This window comes from Pseudomonas sp. N-1-13, assembly GCF_057787095.1.
On record NZ_JBYNRI010000001.1, the window covers coordinates 399895 to 418092 of the forward strand.

Consider the following 18198-nt stretch of genomic DNA (forward strand, 5'->3'; position numbering starts at 1 on the left):
ACTCTCCCTGGTGCTCATGCAGAATCGCCCGCTTTTATTCAGCAGAGGCACATCGGATGTTCGCGCCTGCCAACCAACCGCGTTTCACCCTGGCACTCGACAGCGGGCCGAATGAACTCAAGGTGCTTGAGTTCAGGGGCAAGGAAGCCATCAGTCAACCCTATTGCTTTGATCTGGAACTGGTCAGTGAGCGGCCGGATCTGGCGCTGGAAGACCTCCTGCATCGTCAGGCCTTTCTGGCTTTTGATGATCAGGGGCGGGGCATACACGGCCAGGTTTATAGCGCGGCCCAAGGCGACTCGGGCAAGCGCTTGACCCGTTACCAGATCAGTCTGGTACCACGCCTGGCTTACCTGGACCATCGAATCAACCAGCGGATTTTCCAGCACCTGAGCGTGCCGTCAATCATTACCCTGATCTTGACGGATCACGGGATTCAGGGTGACGCGTTCCAGTTCAACCTCGGTGGGCAATACCCCGAACGCGAATACTGTGTGCAGTTTGGTGAAAGCGACCTGGCCTTCATCGGGCGGATCTGCGCCGAGGCCGGGATCCATTATCACTTCCGGCACAGCCGCGACGGCCATCTGTTGGTGTTCGGTGACGACCAGACGGTGTTTCCCCGCCTGCCCGAGGCGACGTTGTATCTGCCCGGCAGTGGCATGGCCGCCAGCGAGCCGGCGATCAAGCGCCTGGCTGTGCGTCTACAGACCCGGACCACGGCGGTGACGCTGCGTGACTACGATTTTCAAAAGCCCGGTCTGCTGTTGCAAACCAGTCTGGACAGTCAGCAGCAACCGGCTCTGGAGGCGTATCACTACCCCGGCCGGTTTTCCGATCGCGACCATGGCCGGCACCTTACCCGGCGCGCACTGGAGCGCCATGGCGCCGACCACCGTCTGGCCGAGGGGCGCAGCGACCAATGCGCACTCGTCAGTGGGCACTTCCTCCAAATCAAAGGCCATCCCCGAGCGCAATGGAACGATCTCTGGCTGCTCACGCAAGTCACCCACCATGGTCGCCAGCCACAAGTGCTGGAGGAAACGGTCGGTGACAGTCCGGATGAGTTCCAGGGCTACAGCAATACGTTCCTCGCCACCCCCTGGGATGTTTTCTTTCGTCCGCCCCTGTCCCACGAAAAGCCAGCCGCCCACGGTTATCAGTCGGCGGTGGTGACGGGGCCGGTGGACAGCGAGATCCATTGCGACGAATACGGACGGGTCAAGGTGCAACTGATCTGGGATCGCCACGGTCAGCGCGACGAGCACTCCAGTTGCTGGCTACGGGTGGCCACGGGTTGGGCCCATGATCGCTATGGCAGCGTGATGATTCCCCGGGTCGGCATGGAGGTGCTGGTGGGTTTCATCGACGGTGATGTGGACAAGCCATTGGTCGTGGGCTGCCTGCCGAACGGCGCGACCCCGGTGCCCCTGGACCTGCCGGCCGATAAAACCCGCAGCATATTGCGCAGCCAGAGCAGCCCTGGCGGGGGCGGTTATAACGAATTGCGCATCGAGGATCGCCAGGGCGCCGAGGAGATTTACCTGCGGGCTCAACGCAACTGGACCCAGCATGTGCTGCATGATCAGCGGGTTCAGGTTGATCACGAACGCAGCATCGTCGTCACCGGCACCGCGCGGCATGAGCTCAAGGCCGATGAGTTGCGCATCACCCATGGTCAGCGCCAGGTTGAGGTCAGGCAGGATGATCATCTGGTGGTGGCCGGCGAGCGGCATATTCGGGTAACCAGTCAGGCCCTCAATGCCACCCAGCAATTTCACGTCAGCGCCGGGCAGCAAGTGGTACTGGATGGCGGCGTCAGCGCGACCATTCAGGCCGGCGGGCATTGGATCAACATCGGGGCTGGGGGGATCTTCAGCAGCGTGCCGATCCAGGTGGGTGGGGCACCGATGACGGCCAGGAATGCCGCGCCAGGTTCACCTGGCAGTCCCGAAGCACTTGTCGCGGCCGCAGCCGCGCAACTTTCCCTCGCGCAAGTTTTCAGCCTGCAGGGCCAGGCGCCATTCTGTGAGGAGTGTGAGCGTTGCAAAGGAGGCGTCTGCGAACCATTGCCGGTGATGCCCAGGCGGGCTGGTGTCCAGGAGCGTCCATGAGTACCGGTCAATCTCCCCGCGCTTGGCTTGAGCAACACCCCTTGCAGGCATCCGAGCAGCTCTACGCCATTTTCAGCAGCGCCAGCACCGCCGGGCCGCTGATGGCCTGGAGGCGTTCGATGACGGTGGCGCCCAGCCCGATCTGGGCCGATACGCCTTACGCCGACTGGGAAACGGTCATGCCCTATGTCGGAGCTGTCGCCCCGGACAGCGAGTTTCTTGACTGGGTCGCGACGACCGACTCGCTTGATTGGGGCTGGCTGGCGGTGACCGCTTGCAGCCAGCAAAGCCTTGCCGAACATCTGCGTGGGCTCACCCAGGTTCTGCTGCCCAGTGGCAAGTCGGTTTTTTTCCGCTTTTGGGATGGGCGTTTTATCCAGCCGATCCTGCGATCGGATGCGGTGGAGGTCAGCCAGCTGTTGCCCGCCATCAGCCGTTGCCTGATCAACGGTCGGTCTTTCGAGATCCCGGGAAATGCCCTGCGCCCGGCCCGGGCGTTCCCCTGGTGGGAAGTGCCTGCGCTGTTGTTGCAGGAACTGGCCGGGGATACGACGGACTGCCTGCTCAATAACTTGCTCAAGTGGTTGAGCGAAGAGCATCCGTATCTGTTCGAACAGGCCGACGAGAGCATCCTGCGCTGCAAGATCAGGCATTTTCTTGGGGAGCCAGGGATGGTCCATGGGCCAAAAGCCCCCCTGCAAGAATACTTGATGCAGGAATTGGGCAGATGACCACCGGGTGTGGTCACGGCCCGTCCGCTCGGCTGCAACCCCCTGACGTTGGGCGCGCTTCAAGGTAAACTCCTCGGCCTTCGCAGGAGCCGCCATGAATTATCGCCACGCCTTCCACGCCGGCAATCACGCCGATGTGTTCAAACACCTGACCTTGACCCGTCTCATCGCTTTGATGTCGCGCAAGGAGCAGCCCTTCGCCTATCTCGATACCCATGCGGGCATCGGGCTGTACGACTTGCAGGGCGACCAGGCCAATCGTACCGGCGAATACCTTGAAGGCATCGCGCGGTTGTGGGGCCAGGAGGATCTGCCCGCCCTGACCGCCGACTACATGAAAGTGCTGCACGAAATGAACCCGGACGGGCAGTTGCGTTACTACCCGGGGTCACCGGAACTGGCGCGGCGCCTGACCCGTCCGCAGGATCGGGTACTTCTGAACGAAAAACATCCAGAAGACGGTGTGCTGCTCAAGGACAACATGAAAGGCGATCGTCGCGTGGCGGTGCACTTGGGCGAAGGCTGGCATGTGCCCCGGGCGCTGCTGCCGGTGGCGGAAAAGCGCGGCCTGATGCTGATCGATCCGCCCTTTGAACAGCTGGACGAGATGCAACGCTGTGCGGCGTCACTCAAGGAGGCCATCGGCCGGATGCGCCAGACAGTGGCAGCAATCTGGTACCCGGTGAAGGACCAGCGGCTGTTGCGCCGTTTCTATCAGGACCTGGCCGGCACCGGTGCGCCGAAATTGTTGCGAGTGGAATTGCTGGTGCATCCGCTGGCCACGCCCAATAGCCTGAACGGCTCCGGCTTGGCGATTGCCAATCCGCCATGGGGGCTGGAGGAGGAATTGCGCGAGCTGCTGCCTTGGTTGTCGAAGAAGCTTGGGCAGACCCAGGGCGGCTGGCAGATGGATTGGCTGATCGCTGAAAGCTGATCAGATGCATTGATACCGTCTGATAGGGCGCCTTCGCGAGCAAGCCCGCGCCCACATTGGTCAGACTCAGAACCCTGTGGGAGCGGGCTTGCTCGCGAAGCTTTTCAGCGGCAAAAAGTCAGATCGGGCAAGTCACGCCCGTACCGCCAATTCCGCAATAACCTTCAGGGTTCTTCGCCAGGTATTGCTGGTGATAGGCCTCGGCGAAGAAGAACGTCGGGGCTTCTTCGATTTCGGTGGTAATGACGCCTTTGCCGGCCTTGGTCAATTCAGCCTGAAATACTTGCGCGCTGTGCTTGGCGGCAGCCAGTTGGGTTGGGTTGGTGGCATAGATCACCGAGCGGTACTGGGTGCCGATGTCATTGCCCTGGCGCATGCCCTGGGTCGGATTGTGCAGCTCCCAGAACATCTTCAGAAGCTGCTCGTAGCTGACTTTTTCTGGCTCGTAGACCACCAGGACCACTTCGCTGTGGCCGGTAAGGCCCGAGCAGACTTCTTCGTACGTCGGGTTCGGCGTAAAGCCACCGGCGTAACCCACCGCTGTACTGACCACGCCTTCGCGCTGCCAGAACTTGCGTTCCGCGCCCCAGAAACAGCCCAGGCCGAAGATCGCGAAATCCACGTCCATGGCAAACGGACCCAGCAGCGGCGCATCGTGGACGAAGTGTTTTTCCGGCACGGTCATTGGGGTTTCGCGGCCAGGCAGAGCTTGTTCTTGAGTAGGGAGCACGTTTTTGTTCACCAGGATTTCCGAGCGCAAGACCATCATCAGTCCTCTCAGTCAGATTGAGTTGAGCGAATGTAAGCAATGAGACCGTCAGTGTGCCCGAGTGTTACACCGCTTGTCAGGCAATTGGGCCGCGCGGATAACGCTTGAGCTTCTCGATCAGCTCCGCGCCGGGGATCGGTCGGTCGAACAGGTAGCCCTGGCCGACGTCGCAGCGGTGGCGCCGCAGGAACGCCAGTTGCTGTGCGGTTTCGATACCTTCGGCCACCACCTTGAGTTTCAGGTTGTGGGCCATGGCGATCACCGCGGAAGTGATTTCCATGTCGTCCTGGTTGTCCGGAATCTCGTGGATGAAGCTGCGATCGATCTTGATGATGTCGATCGGGAATTTTTTCAGGTAACTCAGGGATGAGTAACCGGTGCCGAAGTCGTCCATGGCCAGGGTCAGGCCCAGGCGCTTGAGTTGGTCGAGCTGCAGGTGGGTGTCTTCGGTGGCCTCCAGCAGCAGACCTTCGGTCAGTTCCAGTTCCAGCAGGCGGGCCGGCAGTTGTTCTTCCTTGAGGATGCTGGCGATCGAGGCGACCAGGTCCGGGTCGGAGAACTGCTTGGGCGAGAGGTTGATCGCCACTTGCAGGTTGCCCAGGCCAGCGGCGGTCAATTGCTTGCTCATGCGGCATGCCTGACGGGCGATCCATTTGCCGATGGGGATGATCAGGCCGGTTTCTTCGGCCACGCTGATGAACTGGTCCGGGCGAATCATGCCCTTCTCGGGATGGTTCCAGCGCAGCAGCGCCTCCATGCCCAGCAAGCGACCGCTGCGCAGGCACAGTTTTGGCTGGTAGAACACGTCCAGCTCGTTCTGGGTCAAGGCGCGGCGCAGGTTGTTTTCCACGAACAACTTGTAGCTGGCCTCGGCGTTCAGCGCCTCGGTGAATACCTGGACCTGATGCTTGCCGTTGGCTTTGGCCTTGTGCAGGGCGAGTCCGGCGTTGCGCATCAGGGTCTGGGGGTCGCGGCCGTGCAGTGGCGCGCAGGCCAGGCCCACGGAGCCGGTCACGCTGATCAGTTGGTTATCGACGAACATCGGCTTGTCGAGCGTCATCAGCAACTGGCTGGCGATCTGCTGCCCGGCCTCCAGGTCGGTGTCGTCCAGCAGTACGGCGAATTCATTACTGGCGAACCGTGCCAGGCTGCCGCTGGGGCTCAGGCTGTTGCGCAGGCGGCGGGCCAGGCTGATCAGCAGCTTGTCGCCGGTCTGATGGCCGAGGCTGTCATTGATGCGCTTGAAGTTGTCGATGTCCACCAGCAACAGGCTGATGGGCGAATCGCTGTCCCGGGCAAAGCGCTCATCGAGGTTGCGGATGAACGCCGGGCGGTTGCCCAGGTTGGTCAGGTTGTCGGTGTAGGCCAGGCGCTCGATGCGCTGCTGGGCCAGTTTGGTCTGGGTGATGTCTTCGTAAATGCCGATGTAGTGGGTCAGTTCACGGTTATCGCCATAGACCTTGGAAATCGACAATTGGCCCCAGTAGGGTTCCAGATTCTTGCGTCGGCTCTTGAATTCACCTTGCCAGCTATTGCTCTGGGCGAGGGCCGACGGTGCATCGAACAGCAGCTCGCTGAGGTTTTCCAGGGCCGGTAGTTCCGACAGTCGCTGGCCGTGGACTTCCTCGGTGGAATATTGGGTGATGGCGGTGAAGCTGGGGTTGACGTATTCCACCACGCCGTCGCAATTGACCAGCAGGAACGCGTTGGCGCTCTGCTCCACGGCGCGCTGGAACAAGTGCAGGGCGTTGGTGGCGGTCCGGCGGTTGTGGTTGTTGATGACCTGGGCGAACTGGTCAGCCAGTTCACCGGCAAAGGCGATCTCGTCGGACTGCCAGGCGCGGGTGACGCCTATCTGCTCCAGGCACAGTACGCCCACCACCTGGCCGTCGATACGAACGCTGGCGTCGAGCATGGCGTTGACTTCGCGGGTGCGCAGGCTTGCGGCCATTTCCCGGGTACGCGGGTCGCGCATCGCATTGTGCGCGTCGATGGCGCGGCAGGTCTGCAGCGCCTCCATGTAGTCAGGAAACTCGTTGGCGTTGATCACGTCCGGCAGAAAGTAGTCTTGGGAGGCGCGGTTATAAGCCGAAATCGGCACCAACTGGCCATCTTCCAGGTTCCAGATGCTGGCGCAATCAATCTGGTAGATGTCGCAGGCGCTGCGGGTGATGAGCTCGGCGGCTTCCTGCAGGGAATTGTTGGCGCTGTAGCGCTGGCGGGTCAGCAGCAGGATCAGGTCCTGCTGGGCGCGCACCCGGTCCAGGTGTTGCAGCTGCTCCTGCTGGGCGCGCTGGTTCAGTTCCAGGGCAATTTGCAGGCGCGAGTTTTGAGTTTCCAGGTCCAGGGCCGGCATCGACGGCTCGCTTGCCAGCAAATCGTCCACGGCCAGCAGGTAGCCGCGTAGTAGATGGCGATTGTGCTGTTTATAGGGCTCGCCCATTTCCAGCATATTCATGGCGCCCTTGGCGGTGTGGAGCGTGTAGCGGATCAGGTAATGCGGGGCCTGGGCCAACTGCTGCTGGATCGCATCGTGGAGTTGATAGCGCGCTTCGGGCTCCATCAGGCTGGCGTAGGGCGAACTGACCAGCGAGCAAAGCTCGACGGCCGGCAGACCGAAGTAACGCTCGCAGTTGGGGTCGAGGAACAGCAGCGCCCAGCTTGCTTCATTCAGCCGTTCGAAACGCAGCATGCCGAGCCGCGAGGGCACCGGTAACTGCGTCACTACCTCGGCCGCCATACGGCTGGCGGCATCGGGTTGGCTTTTCATGGGGAAACTCGCTTCGAAAATGCTGATCGCGCCGGGCTGACGCCCTCGTTATTACGGACTGCCGCAAGGTTGCATCATTGCGGCACTGGCTGACAAGAGAGATGAAGGCCAAGTGCTATAAACCTTTTATCGGCCGACGAAGGGATTTCTCCAGTCGCCCGCCGATCAGACGGCATGGGTGGTTATACCACCCGTCAGCGCAGCGGGATATCTACTGTCTGTAATGGGCTGCCATCACGGTCGTGAAACGTGACCTGAACGCTCTGCGCCGTGACTTTCAGGTGGGCGAAGTTGTCCTGGCTGATGACCTTGCCGCTCAACCCATAGCGATAGTCCCCGCTGGGCGTCCGAGCCATGGCATCACCAAAAATAAAACTCGCGGCGCTGGCATAAGGAAGCAGTTTGCTGTTGCAAAACGGCGAGGAAACGATGGTATGTACCTCGAAGTCAGGGTCCTGGCTGTGACTCAGGCGACTGGTGAGAGAGCCATGGACGTCGCCGGACACGAAAATAACGTTCTTGATCCGATGGCGGCGAACGGTTTCCAGCAGGCGCAGACGCTGTTCCGGGAAGGCCTGCCAGGCGTCCGAGGTATTGAGCTTGCGGTCCGGGTAGAACATCACGCCGGTCACGATGAACTTGACCCGCGCCGGACTGTTGACCAGCCATTTGATCAGCGATCGTTCCTGCGCTTGATCCAGGATACGTCGATCATCCGGCGATAGATTGCGCTGGGTCCGACTGTCGGTGACGAACCATTCGATATCGCCGTGAGCGAACTGATACCAACATTGTCTCAATGGTTTGCTTAATGTTCCGTCACTTAACAGTTCATGTGCCGGACTATGGCTGGCTTGATAAAGCGCATAGGCGTCCATGGCATTGGCATAAAAGTTTTCGTCGCCTTTTTTCTTGCTGGCAGGCCAATTATCTTTGATTTCATGATCGTCGAGAATCATGTAGCTCGGTGTTCCCGCTATCAACTTTCTAATATGCGGCTGGGAAAAGGCGGTGCGGTATTTGAAAAGAATATCCTTTGGGTTCCGGTCCGGGGCGACAATATTCAAATCGTCTAGATAAACCTGGTCGCCGGTCATCACTACAGCACTGATCGGCGGGTCGGCCTGGGCCACGATGCGGTTGATGCCAGCGAAAGTCCGGTCGCCCAGTTCAGGTCTGGAGGGGACGCCGGCCGTCACCCGCAGGTAGCGGCAGGAACCCACGATATAGCTGCGCGGTGCACCGATTTTGCTGGACGGCGTGCGCATCTGGTAAATATCCCGAGGCCATTGCAGCGGCAGTTCCTGAACGGTTTCGATTGTATGAGTAGGGCTCAGGCGGCTGAACCAGCCGGCTTGGTATTCATAGGCGGTATCGGCTTGAAGGTTCTTCAATACGATGACATCGGACATGTCGCGGTAAGCATGCAACTGAACAAAGTGTCCTTTCGACCAGATTGAATCTCCCTGGCGCCGGTAACGGATGGCGGCAAATACCAGGCTGTTCTTATCGTTATCCCCTCGCAGGAATATCCGCGTGTGATGAGGTGTCGTGTGGCCGACAATAGGGCCAACAGTGGGTTTGAACATCATTCGAGTCCATTCGAAGTTAAAGTTTTTTAGGTAAGTAGTTAATGGCTTCCCTGAACTCATCCTAAAGCGATGCATGGGATAAATATTGATAGGAGAGGGGGCGCGTGTTGTGGGAAACGTCCAATAGATGACGTAGTCATCTAGGTGAAGTGCAGTAGGAAAGTTGGGCCCTGGAACGGGCTGCTCTGCAAGTTCGACTTTATTTCAGGCAAAAAAAAGCCCCGCCAAACGGGCGGGGTTGAGGTACGAGCGTGGCGCTCGGAAAACAGCGGTCCGAAGGGCCCTCCGTGGGGAGGGCCGCCCGGTGTTACAGCAAGATGGTACGGATGTCGCCCAGCAGGTCGCTCAGACGCTTGGTGAAGCGTGCAGCGGCGGCGCCGTTGATCACACGGTGATCGTAGGACAGCGACAGTGGCAGCATCAGCTTCGGCTGGAAGGCTTTACCGTCCCAGACGGGCTGGATGGTGGCTTTGGAGACTCCCAGGATCGCCACTTCCGGCGCGTTGACGATCGGCGTGAAGCCGGTACCGCCAATGTGGCCGAGGCTGGAAATGGTGAAGCAGGCACCCTGCATGTCGTCGGCGGTGAGCTTTTTGCTCCGGGCTTTTTCGGCCAGGGCAGCGGCTTCGCCAGCCAGTTGCAGCAGGCTCTTCTGGTCGACGTTGCGGATGACCGGTACCAGCAGGCCTTCCGGGGTGTCGACGGCAAACCCGATGTGCACGTATTTCTTGCGAATGACAGCCTTGCCGCTTGGGGCCAGCGAGCTGTTGAAGTCCGGCAATTCCTTGAGCAGGTGCGCACAGGCCTTGAGCAGCAGGGGCAGCACGGTCAGCTTGACGCCAGCCTTCTCGGCCACGGCTTTTTGCGCGACGCGGAAAGCTTCCAGTTCGGTGATGTCGGCCTGGTCGAACTGAGTCACGTGTGGAATGTTCAGCCAGCTGCGATGCAGACTCGACGCGCCGATTTGCATCAGGCGAGTCATTGCCACTTCTTCGGTTTCGCCGAAGCGGCTGAAATCCACTGCCGGGATCGGCGGGATGCCCGCACCACCGGTAGCGCCTTCGGCCGGAGCGTTCTTGGCCTTCTGCATCATGGCCTTGACGTAAGTCTGCACGTCTTCTTTCAGCACGCGGCCATGTGGGCCGCTTGGGCTGACGGCGGACAGCTCGACACCAAATTCACGGGCCAGCTGACGCACCGCAGGGCCGGCATGCACCTTGGCACCGCTGGGTGCAGGTGTGGCGGCAGGAGCAGGAGCTGTCTCGGCCTTGGCGGCAGGCGCGGCAGCCGGAGCCGGAGCTGGAGCGGCTTCGGCCTTGGCGGCAGGCGCAGCAGCCTGGGCTGGGGCAGCAGGTGCCGCAGCACCGGCCACTTTCAGCTTCAGGATCAGGTCGCCGGTGCCCACTTCGTCTTCCAGCTTGATCTCGACGCTTTCCACCACGCCGGCGGCCGGCGACGGGATTTCCATGCTGGCTTTGTCGGATTCCAGGGTGATCAGCGACTGGTCGGCTTCGACGGTGTCGCCGACCTTGACCAGCACTTCGATGATCTTGGCCTTGCCCGAGGAGCCAATGTCCGGAACATGAATGTCCTGGACCGTGGCAGCGGCAGGCGCGGCGGCAGGGGCGGGAGCCGCCTCGGCAACCGGTGCGGCGGCAGGCTTTTCAGCCGCTGCCGGGGCAGCAGGAGCCGCCTCAGGCGCGGCAGCGGCGCCCTCGACTTCCAGCTCCAGCAGTTCGTCGCCTTCTTTCAGGCGATCGCCTAGCTTCACTTTCAGGCTTTTGACGATACCGGCCTTCGGCGCAGGCACTTCCATGCTGGCCTTGTCCGATTCAAGCGTCAGGATGCTCTGCTCGGCTTCGATACGGTCGCCGACCTTCACAAACAGTTCAATTACTTCACCTTCACCGCTGCCGATGTCAGGTACGCGAATGAGTTCGCTCACGGAAATTCTCCTCAGCAGTCCAGTGGGTTGCGTTTTTCCGGATCGATGCCGAACTTGACGATGGCCTCGGCCACCACCTTGGGTTCGATATCGCCACGGTCAGCCAGGGCTTCCAGGGCTGCCAACACAACGAACTTACGGTCGACTTCGAAGAAGTGACGCAGCTTCTTGCGGCTGTCGCTACGGCCGAAACCGTCGGTGCCCAGCACCTTGAATTCCTTGGAAGGAACCCACTGACGGATCTGCTCGGCGAACAGTTTCATGTAGTCGGTAGAAGCGATGACCGGACCTTTGCGGCCGTTCAGGCATTCTTCGACGTAGCTCAGTTTCGGCTTCTGGCCCGGGTGCAGACGGTTGCTGCGCTCCACGGCCAGGCCATCGCGACGCAGTTCGTTGAAGCTGGTAACGCTCCACACGTCAGCGCCGACGTTGAACTCTTCACGCAGGATCTTCGCTGCTTCACGCACTTCGCGCAGGATGGTGCCGGAGCCCATCAGCTGGACGTGGTGCGCCGCTTCGCGGGTGTCTTCTTCGAGCAGGTACATGCCCTTGATGATGCCTTCCTCCACGCCGGCCGGCATGGCTGGCTGCTGGTAGGATTCGTTCATCACGGTGATGTAGTAGAAGACGTCCTGTTGCTCTTCGGTCATCTTCTTCATGCCGTCCTGGATGATCACCGCCAGCTCGTAGCCGTAGGTTGGATCAAAGGTGCGGCAGTTCGGGATGGTGGCAGCCAGGATGTGGCTGTGACCGTCTTCGTGTTGCAGGCCTTCGCCGTTGAGCGTGGTCCGGCCGGCGGTACCGCCGATCAGGAAGCCACGGGTCCGGCTGTCGCCAGCGGCCCAGGCCAGGTCGCCGATACGCTGGAAACCGAACATCGAATAGAAGATGTAGAACGGCAGCATCGGCTGGTTGTGGCTGGAGTACGAAGTACCGGCAGCGATGAAGGAGCTCATGGCGCCTGCTTCGTTGATGCCTTCTTCGAGGATCTGGCCCTTCTTGTCTTCCTTGTAGAACATCACCTGGTCTTTATCGACTGGCTCGTAGAGCTGGCCGACGGAGGAGTAGATGCCCAACTGACGGAACATGCCTTCCATACCGAAGGTACGGGCTTCGTCCGGGATGATTGGAACGATGCGCGGGCCGATTTCCTTGTCCTTGACCAATTGCGCGAGGATCCGCACGAAGGCCATGGTGGTGGAAATCTCACGGTCGCCCGAGCCGTCAAGGATGGCCTTGAGGGTATCGAGCGATGGGGTCGGCACGCTGAAGCTCTGGGCGCGGCGCTGGGGCACGAAACCACCCAGTGCGGTGCGACGCTCGCTCAGGTAGCGGGCTTCGGCGCTGTTGGGCTCCGGCTTGAAGAACGGCAGGTTTTCCAGTTCCTCGTCCTTGACCGGGATGTCGAAGCGGTCGCGGAACAACTTCAGGCTGTCGACGTCGACTTTCTTGGTGTTGTGCGCAGTGTTTTTCGCTTCGCCGGCACCGGTGCCATAACCCTTGATGGTCTTGGCCAGGATGACGGTCGGTTGTTCCTTGTGGTTGACCGCTTCGTGGTACGCCGCGTAGACCTTGTACGGGTCGTGGCCGCCACGGTTGAGCTTCCAGATCTCGTCGTCGGACAGATCGGCAACCATTGCCTTGAGTTCAGGCGTGTTGAAGAAGTGCTCACGGACGAACGCGCCGTCCTTGGCCTTGTAGTTCTGGTATTCGCCGTCGATGACTTCGTCCATGCGGCGCTGCAGGATGCCGTCGACGTCCTTGGCCAGCAGTGGGTCCCAGAAACGGCCCCAGATGACTTTGGTCACATTCCACTGGGCGCCACGGAACACGCCTTCGAGTTCCTGGATGATCTTGCCGTTGCCGCGAACGGGGCCGTCGAGGCGCTGCAGGTTGCAGTTGATGACGAAGATCAGGTTGTCCAGCTTCTCGCGGCCAGCCAGGGAGATCGCGCCCAGGGATTCCGGCTCGTCGCACTCGCCGTCGCCCAGGAAGCACCAGACTTTCTGCTTGCCTTCGGGAATGAAGCCACGGGCTTCCAGGTACTTCATGAAACGCGCCTGGTAGATGGCCTGGATCGGGCCCAGACCCATGGATACCGTCGGGAACTGCCAGAAATCAGGCATCAGCCAAGGGTGCGGGTAGGACGACAGGCCCTGACCATCCACTTCCTGGCGGAAGTTGTTCATCTGCTCTTCGCTGATGCGGCCTTCCATGAATGCACGGGCGTAAACGCCTGGCGAGGTGTGGCCCTGGAAGTAGATCAGGTCGCCGCCGTGTTCGTCGGTCGGGGCCTGGAAGAAATAGTTGAAGCCGATGTCGTACAAGGTTGCGCTGGAGGCGAAGCTGGAGATGTGACCGCCCAGGTCAGAATCTTTCAGGTTCGTACGCATCACCATGGCCATCGCGTTCCAGCGTACCAGCGAGCGAATGCGGCGTTCCATGAACAGGTCGCCGGGCATGCGTGCTTCGTGGGTAACGGGGATTGTGTTGCGGTATGGCGTGGTGATGGCGTAAGGCAATTGCGAACCGCTGCGGGTTGCGAGTTCGCCCATACGGGTCATCAGATAGTGAGCACGGTCTTCGCCTTCTTTGTCGAGAACCGATTCCAGGGCGTCCAGCCATTCCTGGGTTTCGACGGGATCGAGGTCTTGCATGGCTTGCTCCAGGGCGGAAAGGCTACCAGAATCGGTTGCCTGAGTTTGCGACTGGCCTTGTGGGCAGACGGTATAAATTCTTGGATTGCCGAAGGTTGTTTCGGCGGCGTGTAGTTTTACTACAAATCGTCGGCCGTTTCAGCCTTTCGAATGTATAGACGAGTAGTAAAACTACACATGAGCGGCTTATGGCCCCTCGTTTCGTTGTGAGAATAATCGTTACTGTTGGTCGTTAGCCAACTCGTACAGGTAAAAACTTGATGTCGGCTGCCAATAAAATCAGATTTTCAGCTATTTATCATCTTTGTTCGACAGTCGATCAGGTAGTGGCAGTTGAAAAAACACTACATCCAGCCTTTCCCCGCGCCGATCAAGGATAGACCATGAGCCTGCCCCCGCTTACCGAAGTTCCGGCAATTCTCCAGTCATTGGTCAGTCGTGCCGAGCAGTCGTTCCGTGCGGCGGTCGCTTCCCTGGACGACGACCACGGGCTGTCCACCTGGGCGCCCGAACGCTGGAGCGAGTTCAACCGTGTCGCCGCCGCCAGTGATTTTTTTATCGAGCAGAGTGTTCGTGACCCCTCTATGTTGCTGGAACTGGTGCGCAGCGGCGAACTGGACCGCCACCTGGCTCCCGGCGAAATGTGCGCTCAGATTGGCGCAGCCGTCCAGGCCGCCGAGACTGAAGACGAACTGGGTCGCATCCTGCGTCGCCAGCGCAGCCGCCAACAGGTGCGGATCATCTGGCGCGACCTGACCCGCCAGGCCGACCTGGTCCAGACCTGTCGCGATCTCTCCGACATGGCCGATACCTGCATCGACCAGGCCTATCAATGGCTGTACCAGCGCCACAGTCAGCAATTCGGTACGCCTACCGGGCGGCGCAGTGGTGAACCGCAGCACATGGTTATCCTGGGCATGGGCAAGCTTGGTGCGGTGGAGCTGAACCTGTCGTCGGACATCGATCTGATTTTCGCCTACCCCGAGGGCGGCGAGACTGTTGGCGCCAAGCGGGCACTGGATAACCAGGAGTTTTTCATTCGTGTGGGGCAGCGCCTGATCAAGGCCCTGGACCCGATGACCGTCGACGGCTTCGTATTCCGCGTCGACATGCGCCTGCGCCCCTATGGTTCGGCCGGAGCGCTGGTGCTGAGTTTCAACGCGCTGGAGCAGTATTACCAGGATCAGGGCCGTGACTGGGAACGCTACGCGATGATCAAGGCGCGGGTGGTGGCGGGTGACCAGGTGGCCGGCGCGCAACTGCTCGACATGCTGCGTCCGTTCGTTTATCGCCGTTATCTGGATTTTTCCGCCATCGAAGCGCTGCGCACCATGAAGCAGTTGATCCAGCAGGAAGTGCGGCGCAAGGGCATGGCCGACAACATCAAGCTGGGTTCGGGCGGCATCCGCGAGGTGGAGTTCATTGCCCAGGCGTTCCAGTTGATCCATGGCGGTCGTGACTTGAGTTTGCAGCAGCGCCCGTTGTTGAAAGTGCTGGCGACCCTGGAAGGCCAGGGTTATCTGCCGGCCAAGGTGGTCGATGAGCTGCGCCAGGGTTATGAATTCTTGCGTTACACCGAACACGCGATCCAGGCCATCGCCGACCGCCAGACCCAGATGCTGCCGGACACCCCGCAGGATCAGGCGCGCATTGCGTTCATGCTGGGTTTTGCCGACTGGGCGGCCTTCCATGAGCAATTGATGTACTGGCGCGGTCGCGTAGCCTGGCACTTCGGCCAGGTCATCGCCGACCCGGATGAAGAGCAGGACGGCGAAAGCGAAGTGACGGTGGGCGGCGAATGGTTGCCGCTGTGGGAAGACAGCCAGGATGAAGGGGCGGCGTGTCGTCAACTGGAGGAGGGCGGCTTCGCCGACGCACCCAAGGCGCTCAAAGCCCTGGCCGCCCTGCGCGGCAGTGCGCAATTGCGCGCCATGCAGCGTCTGGGGCGCGAGCGTCTGGATGCATTCATTCCGCGCCTGTTGGCCCAGGCGGTGGAGCATGCCAATCCGGACCTGGTGCTTGAGCGCGTATTGCCGCTGGTGGAAGCCGTGGCGCGCCGATCGGCCTATCTGGTGCTGCTGACGGAAAATCCCGGCGCCCTGCGACGCCTGCTGACGCTGTGCGCGGCGAGCCCGTGGATTGCCGAGCAGATCACCCGCTTTCCCCTGTTGCTTGATGAATTGCTCAACGAGGGGCGACTTTTCAAGCCCCCCCTGGCGCCGGAACTGGCGGCGGAGTTGCGTGAACGCCTGACACGCATCCCCGAGGATGATCTCGAGCAGCAGATGGAGGCCCTGCGGCATTTCAAGCTCGCGCACCGTTTGCGGGTGGCCGCCTCGGAAATCGCCGGCAGCCTGCCGTTGATGAAAGTCAGCGATTACCTGACCTGGCTGGCCGAAGCAATTCTTGAACAAGTGCTGGCCCTGGCCTGGCGCCAGACCGTGGCCAAGTATGGCGTGCCGCTGCGCACTGACGGCAGCCTGTGCGATCCGGGCTTCATCATTGTCGGTTATGGGAAAGTCGGCGGTCTGGAATTGGGGCATGGTTCCGACCTGGATCTGGTGTTCATCCACGATGGCGATCCGCAGGCGGAAACCGATGGCCCGAAACCCATCGACGGCGCGCAGTTTTTCACCCGGCTCGGCCAGCGAATCATCCATTTGCTGACGGCCCAGACCAACTCTGGACAGCTCTACGAAGTGGACATGCGCTTGCGGCCGTCCGGGGCGTCGGGGTTGCTGGTCAGCTCCCTCGGGGCTTTTGCACGCTATCAGGAGAACGAGGCCTGGACTTGGGAGCATCAGGCTTTGGTGCGGGCTCGGGTGCTGGTGGGCAGCCAGGACGTGGGTCAGGCGTTCGAGAAGGTTCGTGCCCAGGTGCTGGGGCGCAAGCGTGATTTGTCGACGCTGCGCCAGGAAGTCAGCGAGATGCGCGCCAAGATGCGCGATAACCTCGGCAGCAAGGTCACCGCTGCCGGAACCGCAGCGAATGCCTTTGAAGCCACCGCGCCGTTCGACCTCAAGCAGGATGCCGGAGGTATCGTCGACATTGAATTTATGGTGCAATACGCGGCCCTGGCGTGGTCCGAGGAGCACCCGTCGCTGCTGCGCTACACCGATAACATCCGCATTCTGGAAGGGTTGCAGGACGTCGGGCTGATGCCGGTCGAAGACGCTACCCTGCTGCGCGAGGCCTACAAAGCCTACCGCTCAGCCGCCCACCGCCAGGCTCTACAGAAAGACGCCGGGGTGATTGCAGGCGACCAGTTTGTGGATGAGCGCAGGCAGGTGCTGCGAATCTGGCGAGAACTGGGGCTGAGCTGAAGATTTAAATGTGGGAGCGGGCTTGCTCGCGAAGGCGGAGTGTCAGGCGACATTGATGTTGGATGTGCCGGCCCCATCGCGAGCAGGCTCGCTCTCACAATGGATTTGTGGTGCTGCACCATACTTGAAGTAGATGAATTTCCCTGTGGGAGCGAGCCTGCTCGCGATAGCGGAGTGTCAGGCGACATTGATATTGGATGTGAGAGCCTCATCGCGAGCAGGCTCGCTCCCGCAGTTGTAGAGTGACGGCAGCAGGCAACGTCCTAAGCCACAGTGATTGTCGAGGCGGGGAGGCGTAGGCCTCCCCGCATCGTTTTTGGAAGCCACATGAATATTCTGATCGTAGGGCCCAGTTGGGTCGGTGACATGGTGATGGCGCAGACACTGTTTCAGTGCCTCAAGCAGCGCCACCCACAGTGCGAAATCGACGTGTTGGCCCCCGAGTGGAGTCGGCCGATTCTTGAGCGCATGCCCCAGGTGCGCAAGGCCTTGAGCTTCCCGCTCGGCCACGGTGTGCTGGAGCTGGCGACCCGTCGACGCATCGGCAAGTCCCTGGCCGGTCAGTACGACCAGGCGATCCTGTTGCCCAATTCGTTGAAATCGGCACTGGTGCCGTTCTTCGCCAGTATCCCCAAACGCACCGGCTGGCGTGGCGAGTTCCGCTACGGCTTGCTCAATGACGTGCGCACGCTGGACAAAGAACGCTACCCGCTGATGATCGAGCGCTTCATGGCCCTGGCCTACGAGCCAGGTGCCGAGTTGCCCAAGCCGTATCCGCGCCCAAGTCTTGCGATCGACCCGGTGACCCGCGAAGCGGCGCTGGCCAAGTTCGGTCTGAGCCTGGACCGCCCGGTACTGGCTCTCTGCCCAGGCGCCGAATTCGGTGAGTCCAAGCGCTGGCCGGCGGAGCATTACGCCCAGGTCGCCGAGACGAAGATTCGCGAAGGCTGGCAGGTCTGGTTGTTCGGTTCGAAAAACGATCATTCGGTGGGCGAGGACATCCGCTCGCGCCTGATCCCGGGCCTGCGGGAGGAGTCGGTGAACCTCAGCGGCGATACCTCCCTGGCCGAAGCCATCGACCTGTTGTCCTGCGCCGATTCGGTGGTGTCCAACGACTCCGGCCTGATGCACGTGGCCGCCGCCCTGAACCGGCCACTGGTGGCCGTGTACGGTTCCACTTCGCCGGGCTTTACGCCGCCGCTGGCCGAAAAAGTCGAAGTCGTACGCCTGGGCATCGAATGCAGTCCGTGCTTCGACCGCACCTGTCGCTTCGGTCATTACAACTGCCTGCGCCAGCTCATGCCGCCGTCGGTGAACGATGCCCTGGGGCGTTTGCAGGGCGCACCGGTGGAGGTTCAGTAAC

At 60.9% G+C, this 18198-nt stretch carries 10 protein-coding genes; 5 read left to right on the forward strand and 5 right to left on the reverse strand.

What is annotated here, in order from left to right; translation table 11 throughout:
- Window positions 1-56: 56 nt before the first annotated feature.
- From AC3I65_RS01835 to AC3I65_RS01845, 3 genes are all read left to right on the forward strand, one after another.
- Window positions 57-2114: a type VI secretion system Vgr family protein gene (locus AC3I65_RS01835; RefSeq protein ID WP_488523421.1), complete on the forward strand. Its 2058-nt coding sequence runs from the start codon at window positions 57-59 to the stop codon at window positions 2112-2114.
- Window positions 2111-2845, forward strand: a complete 735-nt coding sequence (locus AC3I65_RS01840; protein WP_488523422.1) for a DUF4123 domain-containing protein — start codon at window positions 2111-2113, stop codon at window positions 2843-2845. Before AC3I65_RS01835 ends, AC3I65_RS01840 begins: the two co-directional genes overlap by 4 nt.
- 94 nt (window positions 2846-2939) lie before the next feature.
- Window positions 2940-3779, forward strand: a complete 840-nt coding sequence (locus AC3I65_RS01845; protein WP_047225916.1) for a 23S rRNA (adenine(2030)-N(6))-methyltransferase RlmJ — start codon at window positions 2940-2942, stop codon at window positions 3777-3779.
- Window positions 3780-3897: 118 nt separating this feature from the next.
- Here AC3I65_RS01845 and msrA read toward each other — a convergent pair whose 3' ends face one another.
- The 5 genes from msrA to aceE form a co-directional block, all read right to left on the reverse strand.
- Window positions 3898-4545, reverse strand: a complete 648-nt coding sequence (gene msrA / locus AC3I65_RS01850) for a peptide-methionine (S)-S-oxide reductase MsrA (protein WP_047226186.1) — start codon at window positions 4543-4545, stop codon at window positions 3898-3900.
- Window positions 4546-4624: 79 nt separating this feature from the next.
- Window positions 4625-7318 carry a putative bifunctional diguanylate cyclase/phosphodiesterase gene (locus AC3I65_RS01855; protein ID WP_047225915.1) on the reverse strand — a complete coding sequence of 898 codons (2694 nt, stop codon included), beginning with the start codon at window positions 7316-7318 and terminating at the stop codon, window positions 4625-4627.
- A 194-nt stretch (window positions 7319-7512) separates the two neighbouring features.
- The gene (locus tag AC3I65_RS01860; RefSeq protein WP_107321429.1) at window positions 7513-8907 is read right to left on the reverse strand and encodes an alkaline phosphatase D family protein; all 1395 of its coding nucleotides are present in this window, start codon (window positions 8905-8907) and stop codon (window positions 7513-7515) included.
- 310 nt (window positions 8908-9217) lie between these two features.
- Window positions 9218-10855, reverse strand: a complete 1638-nt coding sequence (gene aceF, locus AC3I65_RS01865) for a dihydrolipoyllysine-residue acetyltransferase (RefSeq protein ID WP_288911019.1) — start codon at window positions 10853-10855, stop codon at window positions 9218-9220.
- Window positions 10856-10866: 11 nt separating this feature from the next.
- Window positions 10867-13512, reverse strand: coding sequence for a pyruvate dehydrogenase (acetyl-transferring), homodimeric type (aceE, locus tag AC3I65_RS01870; protein ID WP_047225912.1), 2646 nt, complete (start codon window positions 13510-13512; stop codon window positions 10867-10869).
- Window positions 13513-13895: 383 nt separating this feature from the next.
- On the opposite strand from aceE, the gene glnE reads away from it, so the two are divergent.
- Entirely contained in the window at window positions 13896-16835 is a 2940-nt protein-coding gene (glnE, locus tag AC3I65_RS01875) for a bifunctional [glutamate--ammonia ligase]-adenylyl-L-tyrosine phosphorylase/[glutamate--ammonia-ligase] adenylyltransferase (protein ID WP_305467191.1), read from the forward strand.
- Window positions 16836-17162: 327 nt separating this feature from the next.
- Entirely contained in the window at window positions 17163-18197 is a 1035-nt protein-coding gene (gene waaF, locus AC3I65_RS01880; RefSeq protein WP_107321432.1) for a lipopolysaccharide heptosyltransferase II, read from the forward strand.
- Window position 18198: the final 1 nt, after the last annotated feature.

What these genes read in the sequence shown, in the direction of transcription:
- AC3I65_RS01835 (WP_488523421.1), top strand. Translation starts at nt 57, where the DNA reads ATGTTCGCGCCTGCCAACCAACCGCGTTTCACCCTGGCACTCGACAGC.
- AC3I65_RS01840 (WP_488523422.1), top strand. Translation starts at nt 2,111, where the DNA reads ATGAGTACCGGTCAATCTCCCCGCGCTTGGCTTGAGCAACACCCCTTG.
- AC3I65_RS01845 (WP_047225916.1), top strand. Translation starts at nt 2,940, where the DNA reads ATGAATTATCGCCACGCCTTCCACGCCGGCAATCACGCCGATGTGTTC.
- msrA (WP_047226186.1), bottom strand. Translation starts at nt 4,545, where the DNA reads ATGGTCTTGCGCTCGGAAATCCTGGTGAACAAAAACGTGCTCCCTACT.
- AC3I65_RS01855 (WP_047225915.1), bottom strand. Translation starts at nt 7,318, where the DNA reads ATGAAAAGCCAACCCGATGCCGCCAGCCGTATGGCGGCCGAGGTAGTG.
- AC3I65_RS01860 (WP_107321429.1), bottom strand. Translation starts at nt 8,907, where the DNA reads ATGTTCAAACCCACTGTTGGCCCTATTGTCGGCCACACGACACCTCAT.
- aceE (WP_047225912.1), bottom strand. Translation starts at nt 13,512, where the DNA reads ATGCAAGACCTCGATCCCGTCGAAACCCAGGAATGGCTGGACGCCCTG.
- glnE (WP_305467191.1), top strand. Translation starts at nt 13,896, where the DNA reads ATGAGCCTGCCCCCGCTTACCGAAGTTCCGGCAATTCTCCAGTCATTG.
- waaF (WP_107321432.1), top strand. Translation starts at nt 17,163, where the DNA reads ATGAATATTCTGATCGTAGGGCCCAGTTGGGTCGGTGACATGGTGATG.